This window comes from Oceanipulchritudo coccoides (genome assembly GCF_010500615.1).
Lineage (GTDB): Bacteria > Verrucomicrobiota > Verrucomicrobiia > Opitutales > Oceanipulchritudinaceae > Oceanipulchritudo > Oceanipulchritudo coccoides.
Genome location: NZ_JAAGNX010000002.1, coordinates 900551 through 922011, shown reverse-complemented (window position 1 = coordinate 922011; position 21461 = coordinate 900551). Strand labels below are relative to the sequence as shown.

At 54.3% G+C, this 21461-nt stretch carries 19 protein-coding genes and 1 tRNA gene; 8 read left to right on the top strand and 12 right to left on the bottom strand.

Annotated elements, in window-relative coordinates:
• Positions 1-7 precede the first annotated feature (7 nt).
• Genes G0Q06_RS09670 through G0Q06_RS09655 form a run of 4 tightly spaced genes read right to left on the bottom strand, consistent with a single transcriptional unit; the run spans position 8 to position 4411 of the window.
• The gene (locus G0Q06_RS09670; RefSeq protein WP_163965087.1) at positions 8-1942 is read right to left on the bottom strand and encodes a type II secretion system protein GspD; all 1935 of its coding nucleotides are present in this window, start codon (positions 1940-1942) and stop codon (positions 8-10) included.
• An 11-nt stretch (positions 1943-1953) separates the two neighbouring features.
• Positions 1954-2472, bottom strand: coding sequence for a hypothetical protein (locus G0Q06_RS09665; protein ID WP_163965085.1), 519 nt, complete (start codon positions 2470-2472; stop codon positions 1954-1956).
• Complete coding sequence (locus tag G0Q06_RS09660; RefSeq protein WP_163965082.1) at positions 2469-3122, bottom strand: hypothetical protein; 654 nt, start codon at positions 3120-3122, stop codon at positions 2469-2471. Before G0Q06_RS09660 ends, G0Q06_RS09665 begins: the two co-directional genes overlap by 4 nt.
• Complete coding sequence (locus G0Q06_RS09655; protein WP_163965079.1) at positions 3119-4411, bottom strand: hypothetical protein; 1293 nt, start codon at positions 4409-4411, stop codon at positions 3119-3121. Before G0Q06_RS09655 ends, G0Q06_RS09660 begins: the two co-directional genes overlap by 4 nt.
• Before the next feature lie 78 nt (positions 4412-4489).
• Here G0Q06_RS09655 and G0Q06_RS09650 point away from each other — a divergent pair, with 78 nt between their 5' ends.
• The 4 genes from G0Q06_RS09650 (at position 4490) to G0Q06_RS09635 (ending at position 8666) form a co-directional block, all read left to right on the top strand.
• Positions 4490-5017 carry an NUDIX hydrolase gene (locus G0Q06_RS09650; RefSeq protein WP_338045123.1) on the top strand — a complete coding sequence of 176 codons (528 nt, stop codon included), beginning with the start codon at positions 4490-4492 and terminating at the stop codon, positions 5015-5017.
• 131 nt (positions 5018-5148) lie between these two features.
• Positions 5149-6288 (top strand): pyruvate dehydrogenase (acetyl-transferring) E1 component subunit alpha, encoded by a 1140-nt coding sequence (pdhA, locus tag G0Q06_RS09645; RefSeq protein WP_338045122.1) that lies wholly within the window; start codon positions 5149-5151, stop codon positions 6286-6288.
• 43 nt (positions 6289-6331) lie between these two features.
• Complete coding sequence (locus G0Q06_RS09640; RefSeq protein WP_163965074.1) at positions 6332-7321, top strand: alpha-ketoacid dehydrogenase subunit beta; 990 nt, start codon at positions 6332-6334, stop codon at positions 7319-7321.
• 34 nt (positions 7322-7355) lie between these two features.
• A complete protein-coding gene (locus tag G0Q06_RS09635; RefSeq protein WP_163965071.1) occupies positions 7356-8666 on the top strand; it encodes a dihydrolipoamide acetyltransferase family protein in 1311 nt (436 codons plus the stop codon).
• A 15-nt stretch (positions 8667-8681) separates the two neighbouring features.
• On the opposite strand, the gene panC is transcribed toward G0Q06_RS09635, so the two are convergent.
• A complete protein-coding gene (panC, locus tag G0Q06_RS09630) occupies positions 8682-9527 on the bottom strand; it encodes a pantoate--beta-alanine ligase (RefSeq protein ID WP_163965068.1) in 846 nt (281 codons plus the stop codon).
• Positions 9528-9658: 131 nt separating this feature from the next.
• Here panC and G0Q06_RS09625 point away from each other — a divergent pair, with 131 nt between their 5' ends.
• A complete protein-coding gene (locus tag G0Q06_RS09625; protein ID WP_163965066.1) occupies positions 9659-10885 on the top strand; it encodes an LL-diaminopimelate aminotransferase in 1227 nt (408 codons plus the stop codon).
• 5 nt (positions 10886-10890) lie between these two features.
• Here G0Q06_RS09625 and G0Q06_RS09620 read toward each other — a convergent pair whose 3' ends face one another.
• Positions 10891-11592: an arylesterase gene (locus G0Q06_RS09620; RefSeq protein WP_338045121.1), complete on the bottom strand. Its 702-nt coding sequence runs from the start codon at positions 11590-11592 to the stop codon at positions 10891-10893.
• A 12-nt stretch (positions 11593-11604) separates the two neighbouring features.
• Here G0Q06_RS09620 and G0Q06_RS09615 point away from each other — a divergent pair, with 12 nt between their 5' ends.
• Both G0Q06_RS09615 and G0Q06_RS09610 read left to right on the top strand, forming a co-directional pair.
• Entirely contained in the window at positions 11605-12273 is a 669-nt protein-coding gene (locus G0Q06_RS09615; protein ID WP_163965063.1) for an ABC transporter ATP-binding protein, read from the top strand.
• Position 12274: 1 nt separating this feature from the next.
• Positions 12275-14842 carry an ABC transporter permease gene (locus tag G0Q06_RS09610; protein WP_163965060.1) on the top strand — a complete coding sequence of 856 codons (2568 nt, stop codon included), beginning with the start codon at positions 12275-12277 and terminating at the stop codon, positions 14840-14842.
• 2 nt (positions 14843-14844) lie between these two features.
• Here the strand turns inward: G0Q06_RS09610 and G0Q06_RS09605 are convergent, their stop codons facing one another.
• The 6 genes from G0Q06_RS09605 to G0Q06_RS09580 are packed head-to-tail and all read right to left on the bottom strand — an operon-like array spanning position 14845 to position 21171.
• A complete protein-coding gene (locus G0Q06_RS09605) occupies positions 14845-17052 on the bottom strand; it encodes a glycosyltransferase family 39 protein (protein WP_163965058.1) in 2208 nt (735 codons plus the stop codon).
• A gap of 58 nt (positions 17053-17110) precedes the next feature.
• Positions 17111-17851 (bottom strand): class I SAM-dependent methyltransferase, encoded by a 741-nt coding sequence (locus G0Q06_RS09600; RefSeq protein WP_163965055.1) that lies wholly within the window; start codon positions 17849-17851, stop codon positions 17111-17113.
• Positions 17841-18833 carry a glycosyltransferase family 2 protein gene (locus G0Q06_RS09595; protein ID WP_163965053.1) on the bottom strand — a complete coding sequence of 331 codons (993 nt, stop codon included), beginning with the start codon at positions 18831-18833 and terminating at the stop codon, positions 17841-17843. The genes G0Q06_RS09600 and G0Q06_RS09595 overlap by 11 nt, the downstream gene beginning before the upstream one ends.
• A 28-nt stretch (positions 18834-18861) precedes the next feature.
• Entirely contained in the window at positions 18862-19047 is a 186-nt protein-coding gene (locus tag G0Q06_RS09590; protein ID WP_163965051.1) for a hypothetical protein, read from the bottom strand.
• Positions 19048-19060: 13 nt separating this feature from the next.
• On the bottom strand, positions 19061-19432 hold the full coding sequence (locus tag G0Q06_RS09585; RefSeq protein ID WP_238710469.1) for a MazG-like family protein: 372 nt from the start codon (positions 19430-19432) through the stop codon (positions 19061-19063).
• Entirely contained in the window at positions 19432-21171 is a 1740-nt protein-coding gene (locus G0Q06_RS09580) for a hypothetical protein (protein ID WP_163965050.1), read from the bottom strand. Before G0Q06_RS09580 ends, G0Q06_RS09585 begins: the two co-directional genes overlap by 1 nt.
• Positions 21172-21327: 156 nt before the next feature.
• Here G0Q06_RS09580 and G0Q06_RS09575 point away from each other — a divergent pair.
• Positions 21328-21412: transfer RNA gene (locus G0Q06_RS09575), tRNA-Leu, on the top strand.
• Positions 21413-21461 lie beyond the last annotated feature (49 nt).

The following is a 21461-nucleotide window of genomic DNA, read 5'->3' as shown; positions in this document are numbered from 1 at the left end:
CAAAACCCTACTCATCTCGCTGACTGAGGCCACCGGGGGTACTGATGCGGGGGACCTGAAACAAGGAATTTGGCTCAACCCCGGGGAGGCGCTGGAATGACGGGGAGCCGCCGGGGCTGACCAGGTTGGCGGTGACAAAGATGAGCAGGTTGCGTTTCTGGGTGCTCTCGCCCTCCGATCGGAACAGCCGGCCGATGAGGGGAATGTCGCCGAGGATGGGGACGCGGTCATTGATGCGAACGGACTGCTCGCGCGTTAAGCCGCCCATCACAACGGTTGCCCCGTCCCAGATAGTGACCTCCGTCTGGATCTTGCGGATACTGAAGACCGGCTGGTAAAATCCGCTCGGTACGGTGACGGTGGTATCGGAGGCAATAGCCACCGACGTGCCGCCGTATTCAACGAAGCCTTCAAACTCGGTCACCTTTGGCTTCAACAACAGACTGATCGAATTATCTTCCTCGACGGTGGGGGTGACTTCCATCTCCACCCCCACATTGCGGGTTGTGAATGAGCGCGGCGTACCAGCAGTAATCGCCACTCCAGCCGAGCCGCTGCTACTGTCGCCCTTGCCCACTTCCGCATTGGTATCGCCATACATTTCCGGATACCGGAATTCCTCGGCGACGACAATCTCGGCTGTCTTGCCGCTCAGGACGGTTATTTTGGGTGCGCTGAGAAGATCGTTACCGGACTGGCGCTCAAGCGCCCGGATGACCAGATCAAGATCAACCCCGCCTCCAAGCGCTGTGGCATAGTGTGCCAAATTTCCCGCATCCTCAGCCAAGTCAACGGATATGGGAAGAACCGGAGCGCCTTGGGCGATGGCTGGCAAGTCCACACCGGACCGGTCGATGACAATGCGACTCTCATCCCCTCCGACCGTGAAGGCGTTGGCCAGATTCCGCGCAGGAGCAGTGGTCACCCGATCCTGTCCATTCCCGAGGAGAGTCCATTCGAATCCAAGCTCCTCAAGGTTTCGTTCCTGAACCTCGAGGAAGCGCGCCTCGATTTCCACCTGCTTGATTTCCCGGTAACGTTGCAGGAGGCTTCGAAGCTTCTCGTGATTACGCGCAGTCTGCGTGACGATGAGCTGGCCGTCCGCCAGAGCCAGATTTGCCCCTGTTACTGCGTCAAACGGAATTCCCGCCCGTTCAAGAAATCCCTTCAAGGCTCCTTCCGCGTCCGCTCGCCGATCGACAGAATCGCCCGGTGCTTCCGCAAAGGGATCCTGCATGACATTTGAGATGACCAATTCCTCCACTTCATGAATTCCGGTCAAGCGAATCAATGTTGATCTGCTGACGGGATAGAACGCTGTCTCAAGGCCAAAGCCGGGCCCCTGTCCGGGGCGGATCACCACCGCATCATTCTGGAGATCGTATTCATAGGCCACGGACTCGACCACAAAGTCGAGGACCCGCTTCAGGCTGAGTCGTCGCAGAATAATCGATACAAATGGATCGCGACCTTCAGGATCAATCAAGACGATATTGAGGCTGCCCTGCTGTGGCGAATCCCTGACCAGCAATTCCGAAAGTGTCTCGACAACTTCACTCAGGGGCACCTGCCGAAACTCGACCTTTGGAATGAATATTTCTTCCAGCCGGTGACGGATGAGCTCCTGGTCGACAACCTTGCCAGGATCAACGCCACGGCCGGAGACTTCCGGACGGGCCCAGACATGATCTACTTCATCCAGAAGACGCGTGCGAGTCTCCTCGCGAATACTCAATCCCAGCGATTCCTCCGGAGAAGTAGTTTCAATATCTTTCGTCAAAGACCCTGCCTCAGGACCGGGAGATTCGACAGGACCGTAGACTCCTTCCACTCCGCCGTTTTCCCGAAGCCATAAGCTCTCCGCCTCAAGATTTGCCGGAGTTACCCCACCAAGGGCATCGAGGAACAAGAAGGACAAGAAGAGGCAGAAGGAGGGTTTCATAAAGGCCAAGGTTAACGTTCTTCGGTGACCAGCACAGGGCTTCTCTGCCCCGGGGAAATCATGTATTGGGAGCCAGTAGAAAGATTCACCATACGAAGGGCTTCACCGTCTCCAGACTGGAGAGCCAGCTTTCGGTCGGGATCCACCTCACCTGGCGACAAGCGGAACCACTTGTTGTTCTCTGTATCCAGAAAAAAGTACACAACTGACTCTCCATGTCCGACATGCCCGTGCAATTCTATCGGGATGGCAGTATCCACATGCAATATGGGGTCAGGATCCGGTAGTGTTGCCACCGGGTGGACCGGACTCGCTGAAATCACTCTTGGCTGAAGACTTTCCCATCCGCGTAAAGGCCTTTCGACGGAGACCATCGTCGCGGGAAGAGCCAGGCAGGCCCAACCAACCGGTGAATCTACAGCGGGCGTGTCCATCAGATGGCGAATGACAAATGCCGCCGGGACAACCAGAGGCAGGACCCAGAAGCAGAAGAGGGAAAAGGTTCTTACAAAGCCGGTCGGAACAATCACAATTGTTCTCCCTCGAAAACAAAACTCCCCCGCAACCACCAGGAATCATCCTCCGCCGATTTCATCAAATCGAGCTCCTTTAATTGCCATTCCGGAAAGCGATCCTCATAGTCGATTAGAAAGGAGCCCAGATCAAAGGCGGATCCACTCATCTCAAAGGAAAGGCATGGATAGTCGGAGGATATTTCAGGATTTAGAAAACTGCGTTCAAGGGAGATGTGCGGGGCAGATGAGGAGCAAGTCTCCATCCAGCCCTTCAGACCGGCCAGGTAGCTCGAGATGCCGGAGTGATTCCCTTTTGAAGCACCTTGACCGGACGAGGCATTGAACCACCGGGAAAGCTCCTTGGTAATGAGGTATTCACCGCCTGAATTGCCCAATGTTTGTTCCAGATCCCGTAACTCCAGCATAAACTGCTCACGGTCAAGAAGGCTCTCGGGTTTGCCGGTGGAAATTTCAACCGGGTTTAGCGTATAATAAACGGCGTCCTTCCAAACCTCACGCGTCTCGGAAACCAACTCGTAGAGCCCTTCGGATGCTTCAACTGCTAGAGGTTGGATAACCGGTACGGGGGTTTTACTGCTTACAAATGTGATTAACTGTCCCAGAAGGAGCAGCACTAAAAGAAGAATCCAGAAAATACGCATCATTGCCTCCCTTTCAACCCGGTTGATCCCTGTAATAGAAAATGGATACGTTTTTCACTGCGCTCGAACCGGAGATTCTCAATCCTATCAAGATCAATTGCATCGCGTAGGCCATCAACCCAGCCTCGGAATCCGGCGGTTGGCTCCTTGGCTTCCAAGGCTCCCTTGACAGTCACCGTGAACGTTCCGGGAACTTTTCCAGCGGCCCTCGCGAGCTGGATTCTCTCCAATTCAACTGCTTCCGGTTTGGATCGAGCAATTATTCCCACCAGGCGGTAGGGAAGCCTTCTCCCGGTTTCGTAGTTCTTGATCTTCTGCCAGCGTTTCTCATAGCCCTCAACCTCAGTTTGGAAGGCTGCCAGTCTATCCTCTCCCATCGCTGATGGAGAAGCGGCTACAGAATGCCGACACGCCCCCAGCAGCAGAAAGCTCCACCCGCCAAGCAGGAGGCAGGACCCAATTTTGAGACGGCGGTCCCATGTCTGGGTGTGACGACGCTTCTCCAAGATGGGCAGGTGAATCCGGCACGCTGGCTCACGCGCTCCGTTAAAGGCGCTCAAGTGCAGAAATCGGAGCCCGTCATCGAGCGCCTCATCGCACAATGAAGCCCATGCGGGTGGCTTGAGACTTGGAATTATCTCAAGGGACTTCTCATTTTCCCATGAAAAATGGCACTCCCTTCCCTGGGGAATGTAGACCTTGCGCAAAGCCGTGCCGGTCCGGTTCCTGAAGAGGAGACGGGTCTGCAACAGCCACTCGCGGCTGACATAATTTTCGTCGGCAGGGCCGGCCAAACCCTTTCGGGATAGGCGATAATACCGCCTCCCATTCCCCTGCCCGAGAAATAAAATTCTTTGCGCGATCCGCAGGCAAAGGCCAGTTCCCGAGGACTGGAATTCCGGCCACTCATTCAAAGCGCATTCCAGGGACTGTCTCCCCATAAGAATTACCCTTGGAATCTCACTCAATTCAAGGCCCTCCCAGCAACGTGCTATCCATCCGGGGATTACCGGCTGGCAATCCATTTCGGATCCCTCATGCGGAAAGCTCTCCGAGAGGATGACCCAGTGCACTTTGGCCTTGGATCCGCTGGCGCTTTCCAAAAACTCATGGAGGTTCTCCTGGTAAGTTCGTGCCGATATCGACACCGCCTCCATAAAGTGGCCCTTCCGGTACTCGCGGATCCCACCCGGCCGTTGCGCCCACTGAACGAACGAGACTCCATTGTCCGCCCAGCAAATCGTGATTTCACCCGAAGGCTTCCTTCCCCGCCAATGCTTCATGCGCTTCATTGGCTAATGATTATACCGTTAGTCCGTCGGGATTTCCATACCTAAATTCAGGCAAGTGGAGCAGTCTTGCACAATCAGATGTTTCGGACAGGATCTCCTCAAATGGATTCGCTGCCGTATAAAATCAGTTCACTGATCTATTTGAGAAATCCCGAAGGGGACCTTCTTCTCATGAAAAGAAATAAATCCCCGAACAAGGGACTCTGGAGCCCGATCGGTGGGAAGCTGGAAATGGGGACAGGTGAATCTCCACATGAGGCGGCGGTGCGGGAAGTCGGCGAAGAGGCCGGACTCACGATCACGCCTGCAGATTTGCACTTGTTTGCGATGATCGCCGAGAAAAACTACGAGGACCGATGCCATTGGCTGATGTTTCTCTTCGACTGCCACAAACCTTTGGAAGCCCTTCCTCCGCCCATTTCCGAGGGCAACTTTGCCTTCTTCAAGGAATCCGATATCGACGGGTTGGACCTCCCGGAGACGGATCGCCAGTCACTCTGGAAAATCTACTTCAAGTCGCACAAGGACTTTGTTGCCCTGCGGGCGGATTGCCGGAGCGACCGGCCAATGATTGTCGAAACTGATGAAATAATGCGGCTGGGCTGAGAAGAAGCGCAGGCGGCGGTTTACAATCACGGGAATTACCCTATATTTCCCCACAATTCGGTGATCCATACTTTTTGCTTGGATTACCGGGGATAATTGACTGCATTGGGCAATTTAATCAAGGAGAGCTTGTGAGCACTGAAGCACCGGAAACACACGATTTTAACAAGGGTAAATCCCGCGAACTGAGCAAGGATGACCTCTTTGCCTTCGCTGATGAACCGATCAACAAGGCGATGACCAGTGAGGCAAAGATCAAATGCTTCACTGACATGGTCCGCATACGCAAATTCGAGCAGGCTGCCCTGCAGGCCTACCAGAAGGGGAAAATGGGGGGATTCCTCCACCTTTACATCGGTCAGGAAGCGACTGCGGTGGGAACGGTTTCGGTCATGAACGAGAACGACCACATCATCACGGCCTACCGTGACCACGGGCATGCCCTCGCGGTTGGGATGGGCATGAATGAATGCATGGCGGAAATGTACGGCAAGTTCACCGGCTGTTCGAAGGGCAAAGGCGGCTCAATGCACTTTTTCGCGCCGGACAAGAACTTCTGGGGAGGCCACGGGATTGTCGCCGGCCAGACCCCTTTGGGACTCGGACTGGCTTACGCGCTCAAGTACAAAGGGATCAAAGGATGCGCCATTTGTTATCTCGGTGACGGCGCGGTCAATCAGGGGGTCTTTCACGAATCCCTCAACATCGCCAGCCTCTGGGATGTGCCGATTGTCTACATCATTGAGAACAACGGCTACTCGATGGGCACCAGCCAGGTACGCTCAAGTGTCTTCCCGGACGCCGGTCTCGCCTCCCGCGCGGAAGCCTACAAGATTGATTGGGACACCGTCCACGGGGAAAACCTTTACGAGGTGCGGGCAAAGACGCATGCCGCGATTGAGCGTGCTCACGAAAAAAGCCGCCCGACTGTGATGGAAGTCTTTACTTACCGATACTACGGTCACTCCATCGCCGATGCAAATCACCAGCGCTACCGGACCAAGGAGGAGATTCGTCACTATCAGGAAAAGAAAGATCCCCTCAATGTGTGGGAGCAGATCCTACTTGAGGAAAAGGTGATCTCCGTCGAACAGGTCAAGGAAATCGACAAGGCCGCCAAAGAGGAGGCCAAGGAGTCCGTTCGCTTTGCCGAGGAATCTCCATTCCCGCCCCCGCAGGAAATCCTCTCGGACGTCTACCATTCGGTGGACAACCCCGGAACCCACAACAACGAAGGGGAAATCTTCTTTAATGACCGGCTCCCGTTTTAGGGACAAGGTGTACGGTCTTGGAAATTAGGATCAGGAAAGAAAAATGGCAGTAATTACTTACAGACAGGCATTGAAGGACGCGCTCGCCGAAGAAATCGAACGGGACGAGAACGTCTTCATCATGGGCGAAGAAGTCGCCCAATACAACGGCGCCTACAAGGTCACCGAGGGTCTCTGGAAACGCTTTGGGGACAAGCGGCTGGTTGACGCCCCGATCTCTGAAGCCGGCTTCATCGGCTTGGGAATCGGTGCCTCCTTCCTGGGTTTGCGACCGGTGATTGAGATGATGTTTTTCTCATTCGTCTACGTGGCATGGGACCAGGCGGTCAACAATGCCTCCAGCCTCCGTTACATGTCAGGCGGCAAGATCAATTGTCCAATTGTCATCCGCGGCCCCGCAAACGCCGGTACAAATGTGGGCGCAACCCACTCGCACACCCCGGAGAATCTGGCGGCCAACTTTCCCGGTCTGAAGGTCGTCGTCCCGGCAACCCCGGCGGACGCCAAGGGCCTGCTCAAGAGTTCGATCCGCGACAACGATCCGGTTTTCTTCATGGAAAGCACCCTTCTCTACGGCAACGAGGGGGAGGTTCCCGATGATCCGGATTTCACCATTCCACTCGGCAAGGCCGAAGTGAAACTTGAAGGCAGTGACATCACCCTGGTCGCCCATGGCGCCATGGTCCTTGAAGCACTCAAGGCGGCCAAGATTCTCAAGAAGGAGCAGAATATCGACGCGGAAGTGGTCGACCTGCGCAGTATCCGTCCGCTCGACAAGGAAACCATCCTCAAATCAGTCAAGAAGACCAATAAAGTCCTGCTTGTTGAGGAGAATAAACCCTTCTGTGGCGTTGGTGCCCAGATCTCCCACTTGATCCAGCGTGAGGCATTCGATTACCTCGACTCGCCTGTCCACCGGATCAGTGCCGTTGATGCACCGGCCTTCTACAGCCCGCCGGTGGAAAAAATCCAAGTCCCGAGTGCCGATGTCGTTGTTCGCGAAGTCCGGCACATGTTTCAAATCAAAGCTTAACAAATTCCTGTTTTCACCTTAACCAATCGATCCCATGGCCGAAATCATTGAAATGCCCAAACTGAGCGATACCATGACAACCGGTACGCTTATCAAATGGCTCAAGCAGGAGGGCGATGAAATCTCCTCCGGTGACATGATCGCCGAAGTCGAGACCGACAAGGCCACGATGGAAGTGGAGGTCTTCGAGGATGGTCGCTTGCTAAAGCAGTATGTCCAGGAAGGTGACTCGGTAGCTATTGGTAGCCCAATCTGCGCGATCGGGGAAGAGGGTGAAGAGGCCCCGGAGGTTGAAGTCGAGACAGCGGCGCCCCCCGAGGAATCTGATTCGGATGAATCCGATGGCACCAACGAGGAAGAAGAGCCTGAGACGGATGATGCGGAACCTGTAGCAGAAGAGAATGAGAGTGTGTCTGCACCGGCTCCCGCTCCCAGCGTGAAATCGACCACTGATGACGGACGCGTCAAGGCCTCCCCGCTGGCACGCAAAGTCGCGGAGGAAATGGGAGTCGACCTGAGTCGGGTCCAGGGAACGGGTCCCGGCGGCCGAATCGTCAAGGCGGATGTGGAGCAGGCTTCACAATCACCGCAAACGCCTGGAGCTGGAACCTCCGGCCCCTCATTCACTTTCGGATCAATCGAGGAAAAGACCGAGAAGGTCAGCAACATGCGCGCCACCATTGCCAAGGCCTTGGTGAAATCCAAAACCGAAGCTCCGCACTTCTATTTGCAGAGCGAAGTCGATGCGGAAGCCCTGGCCAATATCCGTCAGGACTTGAACAGCTTTCTCGCGGAACTCCCCGCACAGGATGGCGGGATTAAGTTCACCGTGAACGATTTGATCCTGAAGGCTGCCGCGATGGCAGCTGTTCAGGTCCCCGGGATCAACCGCTCATGGCAGAAGGATACGATCAAGCAGTATGGATCGGTTCATCTTGCCTTCGGAGTGGCGATTGATGACGGACTCGTCACGCCTGTCATTCGCGATGCCCAGAATAAATCCTTGCGGGAAATTTCCACGGAGGCCCGTGAGCTGATCAAGAAGGCCCGCGACCGTAAGCTCAAGCCGGACGAGATGTCAGGAAGCACCTTGACGGTCACCAACCTGGGCATGTTTGGCATCACTGACTTCTACGGGATCATTAATCCAAACAACGCCGCCATCCTCAGCGTGGGTGCCACCATTAAACAGCCGGTGGTCAACGCCCATGACCAGATCGTTGTCGGTTACCGCATGAAGGTCGGCCTGAGCGGAGATCACCGTGTCATTGATGGGGCCGTTGGGGCACAATATCTGGATGCACTGAGAAAGCTGCTCGAAAAACCGTCAATCCTGGTAGTCTAGGACCGGGCCCACCCGTCAAAGCACGATATTGTCTATCAGGCGGACCTCGTCGCACCAGACCGCGGTCAAGACAAGAGTCTTGCCGGGAACAATCTCACTCCGCACCGGTTCCATCGTAACGGGGGAAACCGCAGCCACATAAATCACCCGCAAGCGGCGCACCTGGGAGATGTGGTGTGTGACTTCGGCAAGGACTCGGTCCACGTTGCTGATGCCCTGATCGACAAGTTTTTTGCCTTCGCAGAGGGCCTTGTGCAGGGTGGCCGCATCACGGCGCTGAAAATCATTGAGGTAGGCGTTTCTCGAATTGAAGGGGAGCCCGTCGGTGTCCCGGACAATCTCTTCAACAAAGATGGTTATTGGAAAATGCAGCTCGTCGACCAGTTTTCGGATGACGCTGACCTTCTGCGGATCACGCATCCCAAGGACAACATGGTCCGGGCGGACCAGATTAAAGAGCATCGCATGCAGGGTGCAAACGCCACTGAAGTAATTCGGACGGGAGACGCCGCACAGCGTTCCGCTGATACATGTTTCGGACACGTTTAAGGAAAAACTCTCCGGGAAAAGCTCCTTCACGGAAGGACGGAAAATGATGTCCACGCCCTCCTTTTCGCAAAACTCAGCGTCTCCCGAACTATTCCTTGGATAACGTTGGTAATCCTCATTGGGTCCGAATTCGAGCGGATTGACAATTGTCGAGACAATCACGACATCGGCCTCTTCCCTGGCCCGCCGGATCAAGGCGGCATGGCCGGCGTGCAAGGCGCCACTGGTCGAGACAAGGGCAATCAGCTTGCCGCTGGACCGCAATCCGATGGCGGTTTCCTGCATCTTGTTGAGGTCTTCTATAATCTGCATATCAATCGCTCCACCTTACCTTATACAATTGCCCCGAATAGCTGATCCCTCAAGGCATTTCATACATTTTAAGGTGGCAAATGGATTTTGTCGCTTGTCTCAGTGCGCAATCCTTATTCCTGTAGCTTCATATGGCACAGATTAACGAAAACTATTCCAAGCTTCAGGCATCCTATCTTTTCAGCGATATCGCCAAACGCGTGAACCGCTTTGCCGAGGAAAACCCGGACCAACCGATCATCAAGATGGGGATTGGAGATGTCACCGAACCCCTCCCGGAAGTCTGCCGCAAGGCCATTCATGATGCCGTGGATGAAATGGGGACACGCACTGGATTCCATGGCTATGGTCCCGAGCAGGGTTATGCTTTTCTCAGGGAAGCCATTGCTGAAAATGACTACTCCCCGCGCGGATGCGAAATCAAGCCTTCGGAGATCTTTGTCTCGGACGGATCGAAGTGTGACAGCGGAAACATTCAGGAAATTTTCTCCGAATCCGCGAAAGTCGCCATTCCAGATCCGGTCTATCCCGTCTATGTGGATACCAACGTCATGGGCGGACGGACCGGCCAGAACGTCAACGGGCGCTATGAGGGGCTCGTCTACCTCGAATCAACCCCCGATAATGGTTATGTGCCATCTCCACCGGAGGAAGCGGTTGACCTGATTTACCTGTGCTTTCCCAATAACCCGACAGGCGCCTGCGCGACGCGCGAACAGCTCCAGGAGTGGGTTGATTACGCGCGCCGGAACAAGGCGATCATCCTGTACGATGCTGCCTATGTGGCGTTTATCCGTGATCCTGAAGTCCCGCACTCGATTTATGAAATTGGCGGCGCCCGCGAGTGCGCCATCGAGTTCCGCTCTTTCTCAAAAAACGCCGGCTTCACAGGAACCCGATGCGCTTTCACCGTGGTCCCCGAAGAACTCTTCGCCTACGACAGCGCCGGCGAAAAGGTGAGCATCAACAAGCTCTGGAACCGTCGCCACACGACAAAGTTCAATGGAGTTTCCTATCCGGTTCAGCGTGGGGCCGCCGCAATCTACTCACCAGAGGGCAAGAAGGAAGTCAAAACCCTCACCGATTTCTACATGGAAAATGCGGCTATCATCCACAAGACCATGACCGAGCTCGGGTTTTCCTGCGTGGGTGGAACAAACGCTCCCTACGTCTGGATCAAGATTGATGGATCCTCATGGGACTTTTTCGACGAGCTTCTACACAAGACTGGAATCGTCTGCACCCCAGGTGCTGGATTTGGCACGTGTGGAGAGGGGCACTTTCGCCTGAGCGCGTTCAACACGCGCGAAAATGTCGAGAAGGCGATGACCTTGATCAAGGAACACTTCGGGAAATAATCCTTCTACCGCTTCTTCAAAAACTTGAGGACGGCCCGGGCGATCCGGCGGTGTCCCTCGATGTTCGGATGGACACCGTCTGCAAGATTGAGTGACGGTTCACCCGCTACGCCTTCAAGAAGAAATGGAAGCAGTTCCACGGACTCGGACTTTGCCAAAGCGGGGTAGATCCGATTGAAAGCCCTCTGGTATGGTTTGCCCATGTTTGGCGGCGCCAGCATACCGGCTAGGATGATCCGGGCCTTCGGATGCTTGTCGCGAACTTTGCGTATGATCCCCTGCAGGTTTTTTTTGGCCGATTCAACGGGAAGCCCGCGCAAGGCATCATTTGCCCCGAGGGCGACGACAAACACATCAATTGGCTGGCGAAGAATCCAATCCACTCGCTGCAATCCGCCTGCTGTGGTGTCCCCGCTTAATCCGGCATTGATCACAGTCACTTCCGGATCATCAGCCTGCAATGCCGTTTCAACCAACTTGGGATAGGCATTTTCAGGATCCAGTCCATATCCTGCCGTAAGGCTGTCACCGAGGAAGACAATCCGCTCCCCGACCAGTGATGCCGGAAGAAAAAGCAGGCACAGAATGGAAATTAAAGCCCGAATGAGCATACTGTTAAGCTGGAAGGCTGAAACCGACATGAGCCAATAATATCTACCCGAATCTGGTGTCAGGTCAAACTGCCGGCGACGTTGTTCAACATCCACACACATCCATTTATGTTAAAACTCAAGGACATTCACAAATCTTACCTCAGCGGGGGGCACCCGCTTGAGGTGCTTGGAGGTATCAGTACCTCTGTCGAGGCTGGCGAATCGCTCGCCATTGTCGGTCCATCGGGTAGCGGCAAGACAACCCTGCTTGGAATCTGTGCCGGACTGGATACCCCGAGTAGCGGCTCTGTTCATCTGATGGAAGAACCGCTGTCCGAACTCAGTGAGGATCACCGGGCCAGAATCCGAAATCAGCATGTGGGGTTTGTTTTTCAAAATTTTCAGTTGATCCCGACCTTGACCGCCCTCGAAAACGTGTGCATCCCGCTTGAATTGAAAGGCCAGCGGAATGTCCACAAAAAGGCCATGTCCTGGCTGGAAAGAGTCGGCCTCGCCCAGCGAAGCGACCACTACCCCGTCCAGTTGTCGGGTGGAGAACAGCAACGGGTGGCGATTGCCAGGGCCAGTGTTTCAGAACCGGCCGTCCTCTTCGCCGATGAGCCAACCGGCAACCTCGATGAAGAGACAAGTGGACAAATCGAAGAGCTGCTGTTCTCAACGCACCGGGAAACGGGAAACACCCTCATCCTGGTCACACACGACACGGAACTTGCTGCCCACATGGACCGCGTCCTGCGCCTGCGCAATGGTATGGTTGAAATGGCTCAGGCATAGCATGAGCCAAAAAATTAAACTATCAGGCAAGGCGCGGGCTGGATGGATTGCCCGGATGGCCTGGCGCGACAGCCGGGGTAAGCGTCTCCTCCTTTTGCTCTTTACCTCCAGTGTGGTCTTCGGGATCGGAGCTATTGTAGCAATCCATTCACTACGCGAAAATTTGAAGCGTATCGTGGACGAACAGGCACGATCCCTTCTCGGGTCGGACATTGTCCTGCAAACGCGCCAGATGCCATCAAGTGAACTGACCCGCTTCATCGCTTCCTTACCCGGTGAAAAAGTCAATGAGCGCCGGTTCAGGTCGATGGCGTTCTTTCCAACTGCCGGGGAGTCCCGCTTTGTCCAAGTGCGCGCCGTGGATGGGGCCCTTCCCTTCTATGGGGAAATGGAAACGATCCCTGAAGGTGTTCAATCGCAACGGGCTCCAAAGCCCGGGCACGCCATTATCGAGGAAAGCCTATCCCTTCAAATGGGTCTTCTGCCCGGTGACACCGTTGTCCTTGGCTCCAAAGAGTATACGATTGAGGCAGCCCTCCTGCGGATGGCAGGGGAATCTGAACTGACTGGATTCTTCGCCCCGCGCATCTATATCCCGCTCGAGGGAATCGAGGAAACCGGATTGATCCAGGAAGGATCCATCGTCCGCTACCGCACCGCGATCGGTATCGACTCGGAGGAGCTGCCTCGATTGCTAAGTCGGATAGAGGCCGAGAAGAATACTTTTTTCGTGGATGAATCCGTGCGGGTCGAAACGGTCGAGGATCGGCGCCAAGGCATTGAGTCGGTCCTGAACAACCTCCTCGACTTCCTCAACTTGATCGGCTTCGTCGCCCTCCTGCTTGGCGGAGTGGGAATTGTCGGAGCTGTGAATGTCTATCTTCAGGGCAAACGCGAAACCATTGCTATCCTTCGCTGCCTTGGCTCCAGTTCCAAGTCCGCATTCTCCATCTATCTGGGGCAGATGATGACATTCGGGCTGATCGGTGCGAGTATGGGTACGGTCCTCGGGATTGGGGCTCAGTTTATCATTCCATCGCTACTTCAGTCTTTCCTCCCCTTCCCCATTGAAATGCGCTTGAGCTATCCCGCCATCCTCACGGGTCTCTTGTTTGGCTGGCTAATCGTCTTTTTCTCAGCGCTTATACCCCTTCTCGGGATCAGGAAAATCAGTCCCCTGAGCGCCATTCGGTCCAGTGTCGAATCCTCCGGGAGCAGCTTCAGGGATCCGCTTGCCTGGCTCGCCGCGGGCATCCTCCTATCCAGCCTGCTGGCGTTTACCCTTCAGCAATCCCGACAGCCCATCACCGGATTATACTTTTTTGGCGGACTGCTCGTTTCACTCGGGTTGCTGTCCGCTCTTGCGTGGTCCTTGCGGGCTGCCCTGCGCCGTTTGCGGATGGCCTCCATGCCGTATGCCTACCGGACCGCGCTTGGCAACCTGTACCGGCCCAACAACCGCACGCTCCTCATGGTCGTTACCCTGGGAATGGGTGTGCTCCTGATCAACACCTTGCTACTTGTGCGCGACGGTTTGCTGGGACAAGTGAATATTGAGTCATCCGATGATGCCGCCAACGTCATCCTGCTCGATGTCCAGTCCAACCAGCGGGATGAAGTCATCGGCCTCCTCTCCGATACGGGACTCCCAGCCCGGGATATTCTTCCCGTAATCACGATGCGGGTTGATAGGATCAAGGGAAAGCCGATGCGGGAATGGAAGACCACACCGGATTCGCCAGTCTCGGATTGGGTCTACACCTGGGAATTCCGCAATACCTACAGGGACCATGTGCTCGATAATGCTGAAGTGATAGCGGGTAGTTTTGTTCCACGATACGACGGAGGGGAGCCCTACCCGGTTTCCCTCTCCGAAAATGTCATAGAAGACTTTGGCGTGGATATTGGCGACCAAATCACTTGGAACGTGCAGGGGGTCGAGGTGGAAACGGTTGTCAGCAGCATACGGCGGGTCCGGTGGCAGGCAGGCCGGCAGAACTTCAATATTGTCTTTCCCCTGGACACGATTGAGGCGGCCCCGACCGTCTACGCAATCAGTGTGAAGTCGCCCAGCAGGTTGGAGACTGCCAACCTCCAACAGTCACTCACAAAGCAATTTCCCAATGTCAGCCTGATCGACCTGTCTCTTGTTTTCAAGTCGCTTGAGGAGATCCTCAACAAGGCGACGTTTGTTATCAAGTTCATGGCAGGGTTCACCATCGCGACGGGCCTTCTTGTCCTTGCCGGAGCAGTTATCAGCAGCCGCTACCAGAGAATCAGGGAAAGCGTTCTTTTCCGCACCTTGGGCGCCTCAACCCGCTTTATCCGGACTGTTCTCACTTTGGAGTTTCTACTCCTTGGGCTTATCTCAGGGCTGGCCGGACTGGCCTTGTCTGTAGCAGCCTCCTGGGCTCTCTTGCGCTTTGTTTTCTCGATTCCTTTTTCAATTCATCCATTTCAAACAGGGACAGTTCTCGTAGCGGTCATATTCCTGACCTGGGTGACGGGATGGCTCACATCGCGGGGAATTGCCACACAAGCTCCCTTGGCTGTCCTCCGCAAGGAGTGAAATTAAAGAATGAAATCGTCCGGCCTGCGCGTGTGGCGGGTCAGGAGCCTTTTCGGCTTGACCGGGGGCAAACAGCGTCGGTCATCTTCAGCCGTTTCCTTTTGTAGCGTATTTTTCAATACACTTGTAATCCCTCCAAGGGCAGACACCCAGATAACCGCGTCGAGGGTCTGCAGCTCAGCCCCGAGAATATGCATCTGCGACATGTGGTAAACAATGAGCAGGAAGAACGGTGAGATAAAGGCTGTTGCGAGATACTTCCGCTCGGAAACAGCCAGCGTCCAACCAACCAATGAAATAATCAGCAAGACACGGTAAAGCCACGGATAAACGAGGACAATTGAGTGGTTGTAGAGGTAAACCCAAGGATCCGAGTTGGCCTTGATCAGGCGGATTGGAAGGTCTGTTCCGGAAGCGACAAGCGATAGCTCACCTTGTATTGCTTCAGCAATCTCCATGTCCGCAAAGGCATGAGGCACTTCGTATGACGGCGTAATCGGTTCCAACGAGAAGGCAGTCTTCTGCGGGGCGGCAAAGGCCCATCCCCCAATTCGCCCGATGACAGCAAGCTTGGCTGGAAAGGAAATCCTGCCTTCATTGGATTCAACAAATTCCGAAGTTCGCATCTGCAGGGCTTCGACCCGTTGAGCCAGGCTCATCCCGTCAGGGCTTTCCAATCGGGCCAGCAGGTGTTGGCGAAGGGACCATCCACCGAAGGCGTACCCTGCATCATTCCGGGCCTTTATAAAACTGGCATACTCATCATCGTCTCCAATTGCCCTGACATCCAGAAAGCCTGAACTGAAGGGTGCACTGGCCTGATGGATGTCCGTCAGTCCGTTCATGCCGGAATATGTCCCGTCAAGGGACTTGACCGTGTTGATTGAGAAATAGGTCATCAACACAATCGCGAAAGGAATGGCCACTTGCCCAACCGTTGACCAGAAAACCGGGATTTTCCAAAAATTCCTGCCGCGATTGGAATAACTCCACCAGAGCGCACCGATAAATAGAAAGGTCGGAAGAGCCAGCAGGATGAAGCCGGACGATTGCGTACAGGCTGCGCCAGTCGCCGCCAAGCTGAAAAGGATCCAACCGGTCAAACGAAGTAATCCGGACCGTTGCCAAAGAAAAATGAATGCCGCAATCGCAAGGACCCAAAAACTTGCGGAGAAAGAAGTAGGCTCAATGTGGCGACTGGCCCATACACCAAATGGAGAAACAAGAATCAAGAACGCGACAAGTCCAATCAGATACCCGTGGACAAGCCGCCTTAAACTGAGGGCAAGCAGAAGAATTGATACACTGTACACGATTCCCTGAACCAGGATGAAGGCATTGATGTCCCCGTTCAGAAGCTGCAGTCCAAAGCGCAACAAGAGTGGATACAATGGCAAGGGACTGGCAAAATACGACAGGGCTTCCGGGGCTTGGGAGGAAACGGGTGACCCCACCAGCGCTGCCATCAGATAGGCTGTGGCATCTCCGGAAATATACCCGGGTACAGCATGTTTGAGCAAATGAAGATGAATGGCCGTGCCGGCAACAACCCCGATTATCAAGGCAGCTGTTTCATAGACCGGAACAAGACGTTTTCGAGGCTCGATTGCATTTGGGAACCTGAGTGCAGTCACAAATAACAGAAGCCCCATTCCACTGAATAAAAGGTAGCCCCAAGTAGCGGCTACCCAATCCTTGAACCATGCCAAAGAAGGCTGTTCCAGGGATCCCTGCGGAAGTTCAAAACTCCCGCCCGGACGAGCTAGAACGCCCCAACCGTCCCCGAGTTTGCGGATCCGGACATTATCCTTTGGCGTATCCACCAATTCACTCAGGTCCAGGGAGACATCCCCCTCATTGGGATGGAGATTCAGAACGGTAACTTCCTTGAGGATCACCTCACCATTTGTCCCTTTCGGAAATTCAAGTCGAAGGTCATACTGCTTCTTGGGAGGCAATTCAGTCGCCCAATTCCAGTGGAAAGAGGTTACCTTCCCCGCCGGAATAAACAAAAGCTCCTCATCATGGGCGGAAAACCCAAGCCGGATTTCCGTATTTTTATTTGCCCCGACAGTAAGGAGGACCGGATGATTGGAAGCCTGCCACCAAGGGAATGCCACCAGCATGAGGAAAACGTAAAGCAAAGACGCAAAAATACCGTAAGCGAGTAGAAAGCGCCTTAGAACGTCGCGTTGTGGCAGACTTGTCATGAATACCTATTACAGCGATAGCGATACCGACCAATCTGGCAACGCCAGAATTTCCCATTCAGCGTTTGGGACGCTGGCAAATCGAAAGGAGGGAAACCCCAAAAGGAAAACTCAACATTGAAAGTAAAAAACGCTCACTGGAGAATACTTTCTCGAGTATAAGGTTGAGCCAGGGTGCAGGAAGACCCTCCTCATCACTGTGTTTGGAATGTACCAATTTCTTGATACAACGAACCATCGCCACAACGGGAAAAAGGAAGGAATTAAAATAGGTAATTCGCTTTATCTGCAGGCCGGCCTGCTGCAGCTGCCCGCGCAAACCGGGCCTGCGATACCGGCGGAAATGATGGTGTTTCTCATCATGCCCGCTCCACAAGAAAGGAAACGCTGGAACTGTGAGAACAAGGATTCCGCCCGGTTCAAGCAGGGCAGCAAGCGATGACAGCGACTCCTGGTCAGCCTCGACATGCTCAAGAACGTCAAAGAGAACGATCAAGTCAAAACGATCGTCAACGAACGGATGGTCTGATGGAAGGCGGCCTTCCCGGACCTCAAACCCGCGGGAGCGCGTTATTTGACAAGCAGTCTTGTCCAACTCGAATGCGGAAACCTGGCCAAAACGGCTGAGCATTTCCAAATTACCCCCCGTACCCGATCCAGCCTCAAGAATCTTCAACTTACCGAAGCGGGAAGGATCGGCATATTTCTCGATCAGGGATTGCAGGATTCGCCGCCGGGCACGAAACCACCAATGCCGGTTCTCCTGCTCCGCCATTCGCTGGAATACTTCAGCTTCCATTGCCCCGCAGATCCTCGTCGAATCCATGTACCTTGTGAACAAGATAGAGTGGACGCTCCTTGACCTCGATAAAGACACGACCGATATATTCGCCGACAACGCCAATGCCGATCAACTGGATACCACCTAGAAAGAGAATCACAACCATGATGGAGGCATACCCGGGAACATCCCGACCGAGGAACAGTGTCCGGATGACAAGAAGGGAGGCATACAGAAAACTCAGCGAGGCGACGGCGAGGCCAATATAATTGAAAAGCCGTAGAGGAAATGTGCTGAAGGCAGTGACTCCGCCAACCGCAAAATTAAAGAGCTTCCAGTAATTCCATTTGCTTTCACCTGTTGCCCGGGCCGGGCGTTCATAGGTGATTTCCGTGGTCCGGTAACCAACCCACGCAAAAAGCCCTTTCATGAATCGATCCCTTTCCGGCATGCAGCGCAAGGCCTCAACCACTTCACGGTCCATCAACCTGAAGTCCCCCGTGTTTTCTGGAATTGGTGTCTCACTGATCGCATTGAAAACCTTGTAGAACAGCTTGGCTGTGTTCCGTTTCATCCAGGAGTCACTGATCCGCTCAGCCCGGTGCGCATTGACAACCTGATAGCCATCACGCCAGCGCGAGACCAGATGGGGAATCAATCGAGGTGGATCCTGCAAGTCCGCGTCCATGGGAATCACGGCCTGCCCGCGGGCATGGTCAAGTCCAGCGGTCAAAGCTACCTCCTTGCCGAAATTACGGCTCAACTGGATAATCCGGACGCGTCGGTTTGATTCGCGGGCTTTCAAGAGCGCAGGCAGGGTCAAGTCAGAGCTGCCGTCGTCGACACAAATAATTTCATAATCAAGGCCTTCACCAATAAGCACCTCTGTCAGCTCCGCCATAAAACGCTCAACCCCCGATGCCTCATTATAAAAAGGGGTGATGACAGAAATCTCGGGCCGGGGGGCCTGGCCTTTGCTTGACTTTGTCGATTTAGCCATGTCCAGAATTTCAGGAAATACCAGTTGCTCATTCACCGGGATCGAGGGCTTTCATTCCCGCATAAAGTCCAAGGGCTCCAATGATTAATAGGGCCCCTCCAATAAAGGCCGAATTGACCGACAAAGCCCCCATAAGGATCACCACCGGTCCAAGAAGCAAGGACATGACCGAGCAAACAAGAAGAATCAGAAGTGTGTTGCGGGAGTGGTTCATTACGCGTGCTAAATCACAAGTCAGTATACTTCAATGCATTACCCCGGGCTTTCTCCACGGGATACTTCTCAGCATTCTTGGCCATCTTGTTCTCAATGGCTTTGGACAAGTCGATTCCGGTTATGTTGGCAAACTCAATTGCATAAATGACAATATCCGCGAGCTCGTCCGCAACAGCCTCATTCTCCGCCCGTTCAATACTGGCCTCTGGCGTGTCCCAGAGAAAATGCTCCATCAGTTCAGCTGCCTCCGCAGCAAGTGCCATGGATAGGTTTTTCGGACTGTGAAACCGCTCCCAATCACGCACCCGGACAAATTCCAGGACCCTTGATTTAATCTCAAGCAGCGTCGTCTCCCGATCGCTCATGGTCCCTTCGGATTTCATTACTCGGTCTTTTCTGGCTTGGGTGGAGTGGCCTCGTCAGGGCTTGCAGGAGCGTCTGGGGATTCAGGTATTTCAGGTGGCTCGGGTTTTGCGGGCGCTTCAACCTTTTCAGCGCTTGGCTCCGGTTCCACTTCCTCGACCGCTTCTACTTTCTCGGGTTCTGCTACCTTTTCGGGTTCTTCCGCCTTTTCGGGTTCTGCAGCCTTCTCGGGCGCTTCCGCCTTTTCCTCCGGCTTTGGTGGTTCCTCAGTCGGTTGAAGTTTTTCCTGCTTTTCCTTCTCGGAATGCCGGATCTCATCTTCCCGGATGGGCGGAACGAACAGACGGCCATCGCTGAATTCAGTCACATAGCCTTCAGAGACAAGGTAATGCAGATCAATTTTCAGTTGCTTCAGGGCGGATTGTTCTGCCTCGGACACCTCTTTTTTCGCCACAGGGGCTGGTACCGGGACTTCCGGTTCCCCGATTTCCTTTGCCACCTCTTCCGCTACATCCTTGGCCGCCTCCGCGGCTGAAGAATCAGGCTTATGAGCCGGATCAATGCCGAGGAAAGCCTTGGGCAAATCCTTGAGCGGAAAATTCGGATGGGCTTCAAGAAAATCGATCAGCTCTTGTAGATTGTCAGCCAGGACCTCGTCGGGTTTCCTGAACCGGCGTTTGACGGCGCAAACATATGAAATGCCCTTTGACCCGCGCTTGTAGACGGCAAAATGCATGCGACGAAGGCGACCCCTCAGGTGGTTCGCCGTATCGAGAGGAAATCTCCTCTGGCCCTCCGCAAGATACTCAACCGAGCGGCGAATGGGATCCTGCGGGTTCAACAAGGCCAGCGCCTTGCCCGAAAATCGAGCTGAATAAGCCGGCCGGACCAGTTTATCCCTGGCCTCAGTGACCAGATAAAGACGGGCATCCTCACGATTATTGAAAACGATTTCAGAGTTTTCCTTCCAGGTGAAGCGCGTCTGCGTTTTCATCTGCTCGAGCCATTTCTGAATGTCTTCCTCTTCCCTGGAGCTTTCGATGGACTGCTCAAATTTCGAGTAGGAGACATGGGCCAGTTTGGAAGCATGGTGCTCACGGCAGATCGCCTGGTACCGGTGATAATTCGGTGGTGCGAGCAACTCACCAGTCATGCCGCATTTGTGCACAACCTGAAAAGCACCCGAAGGGGCTTCCCCCTCCACTTCTTCCAGATTGAAAAATTCGCCCATGTAATGGCGAACAGCATGGCTAAGGGCCTCCTCCTCGGACTTGAAAGGCAGGCCATCGGGAACCGACGCATGAAGGAGAGCCGTCTCGCCTTCCTTTTGGGCAGGATCCCGCACCACGCAAACAAAGCGGTCCGGTTTTTCAAGAATCAGCCGGGCAATCTCAAACAGTTCAAAGGTCCGGTATGAATTACGGATTGCCTGCCCTAATACTTTAAACGGTTCCTCCTCAGGATAAAAGTCCGCGGCAATGACCGGCTCAAATGGTTGAGCTCGTTCAGGCCGTTCATAGCGCCCGCCGGACTCCTGACGATCGGGCCGTCGGAAAGCGGCTCCCCGGCGATCCTTCCGAGGTTCGCGGGAGGGACCACGCTGTGGCCGCGAACGGCCCTGATCCCTGTTTTCACGTGGTAATGCGGTACTACGTTTTTTCCCACTGACCCAATCAGGGCCGAGGGAGATTGAGGAAAGCCCGCTCAGATCGAGACTTGATTCCTCAGTTTTTTTATTTTGGTCACTTGATTCGGCCATAATTATGCGCGAGAGAAGGCGTATTCACGAAAAAATAGGTAATCAGGTCAAGCACACTTCAAACAGGTCTGCGGAATCCTCCTCAGGAAAATCCCAAAAAAATCTTGCACTCCGGGAGAAGGGTTCCAAATTGCTGTCTCTTCCAAGGAAATAAATGCTCAGGTGGTGGAATTGGTAGACACGCACGCTTGAGGGGCGTGTGCCGAAAGGTGTATGGGTTCAAGTCCCATCCTGAGCACCATTACCAAAGATATCCTTGCCTCCATCAGCGGGGCTGATTCCCTCAGCCT

What these genes read in the sequence shown, in the direction of transcription:
- G0Q06_RS09635 (WP_163965071.1), top strand. Translation starts at nt 7,356, where the DNA reads ATGGCCGAAATCATTGAAATGCCCAAACTGAGCGATACCATGACAACC.
- G0Q06_RS09580 (WP_163965050.1), bottom strand. Translation starts at nt 21,171, where the DNA reads ATGGCCGAATCAAGTGACCAAAATAAAAAAACTGAGGAATCAAGTCTC.
- G0Q06_RS09610 (WP_163965060.1), top strand. Translation starts at nt 12,275, where the DNA reads ATGAGCCAAAAAATTAAACTATCAGGCAAGGCGCGGGCTGGATGGATT.
- G0Q06_RS09670 (WP_163965087.1), bottom strand. Translation starts at nt 1,942, where the DNA reads ATGAAACCCTCCTTCTGCCTCTTCTTGTCCTTCTTGTTCCTCGATGCC.
- G0Q06_RS09640 (WP_163965074.1), top strand. Translation starts at nt 6,332, where the DNA reads ATGGCAGTAATTACTTACAGACAGGCATTGAAGGACGCGCTCGCCGAA.
- G0Q06_RS09655 (WP_163965079.1), bottom strand. Translation starts at nt 4,411, where the DNA reads ATGAAGCGCATGAAGCATTGGCGGGGAAGGAAGCCTTCGGGTGAAATC.
- G0Q06_RS09625 (WP_163965066.1), top strand. Translation starts at nt 9,659, where the DNA reads ATGGCACAGATTAACGAAAACTATTCCAAGCTTCAGGCATCCTATCTT.
- G0Q06_RS09590 (WP_163965051.1), bottom strand. Translation starts at nt 19,047, where the DNA reads ATGAACCACTCCCGCAACACACTTCTGATTCTTCTTGTTTGCTCGGTC.
- G0Q06_RS09585 (WP_238710469.1), bottom strand. Translation starts at nt 19,432, where the DNA reads ATGAAATCCGAAGGGACCATGAGCGATCGGGAGACGACGCTGCTTGAG.
- G0Q06_RS09600 (WP_163965055.1), bottom strand. Translation starts at nt 17,851, where the DNA reads ATGGAAGCTGAAGTATTCCAGCGAATGGCGGAGCAGGAGAACCGGCAT.
- G0Q06_RS09605 (WP_163965058.1), bottom strand. Translation starts at nt 17,052, where the DNA reads ATGACAAGTCTGCCACAACGCGACGTTCTAAGGCGCTTTCTACTCGCT.
- G0Q06_RS09660 (WP_163965082.1), bottom strand. Translation starts at nt 3,122, where the DNA reads ATGATGCGTATTTTCTGGATTCTTCTTTTAGTGCTGCTCCTTCTGGGA.
- G0Q06_RS09650 (WP_338045123.1), top strand. Translation starts at nt 4,490, where the DNA reads ATGTTTCGGACAGGATCTCCTCAAATGGATTCGCTGCCGTATAAAATC.
- panC (WP_163965068.1), bottom strand. Translation starts at nt 9,527, where the DNA reads ATGCAGATTATAGAAGACCTCAACAAGATGCAGGAAACCGCCATCGGA.
- G0Q06_RS09615 (WP_163965063.1), top strand. Translation starts at nt 11,605, where the DNA reads ATGTTAAAACTCAAGGACATTCACAAATCTTACCTCAGCGGGGGGCAC.
- G0Q06_RS09595 (WP_163965053.1), bottom strand. Translation starts at nt 18,833, where the DNA reads ATGGCTAAATCGACAAAGTCAAGCAAAGGCCAGGCCCCCCGGCCCGAG.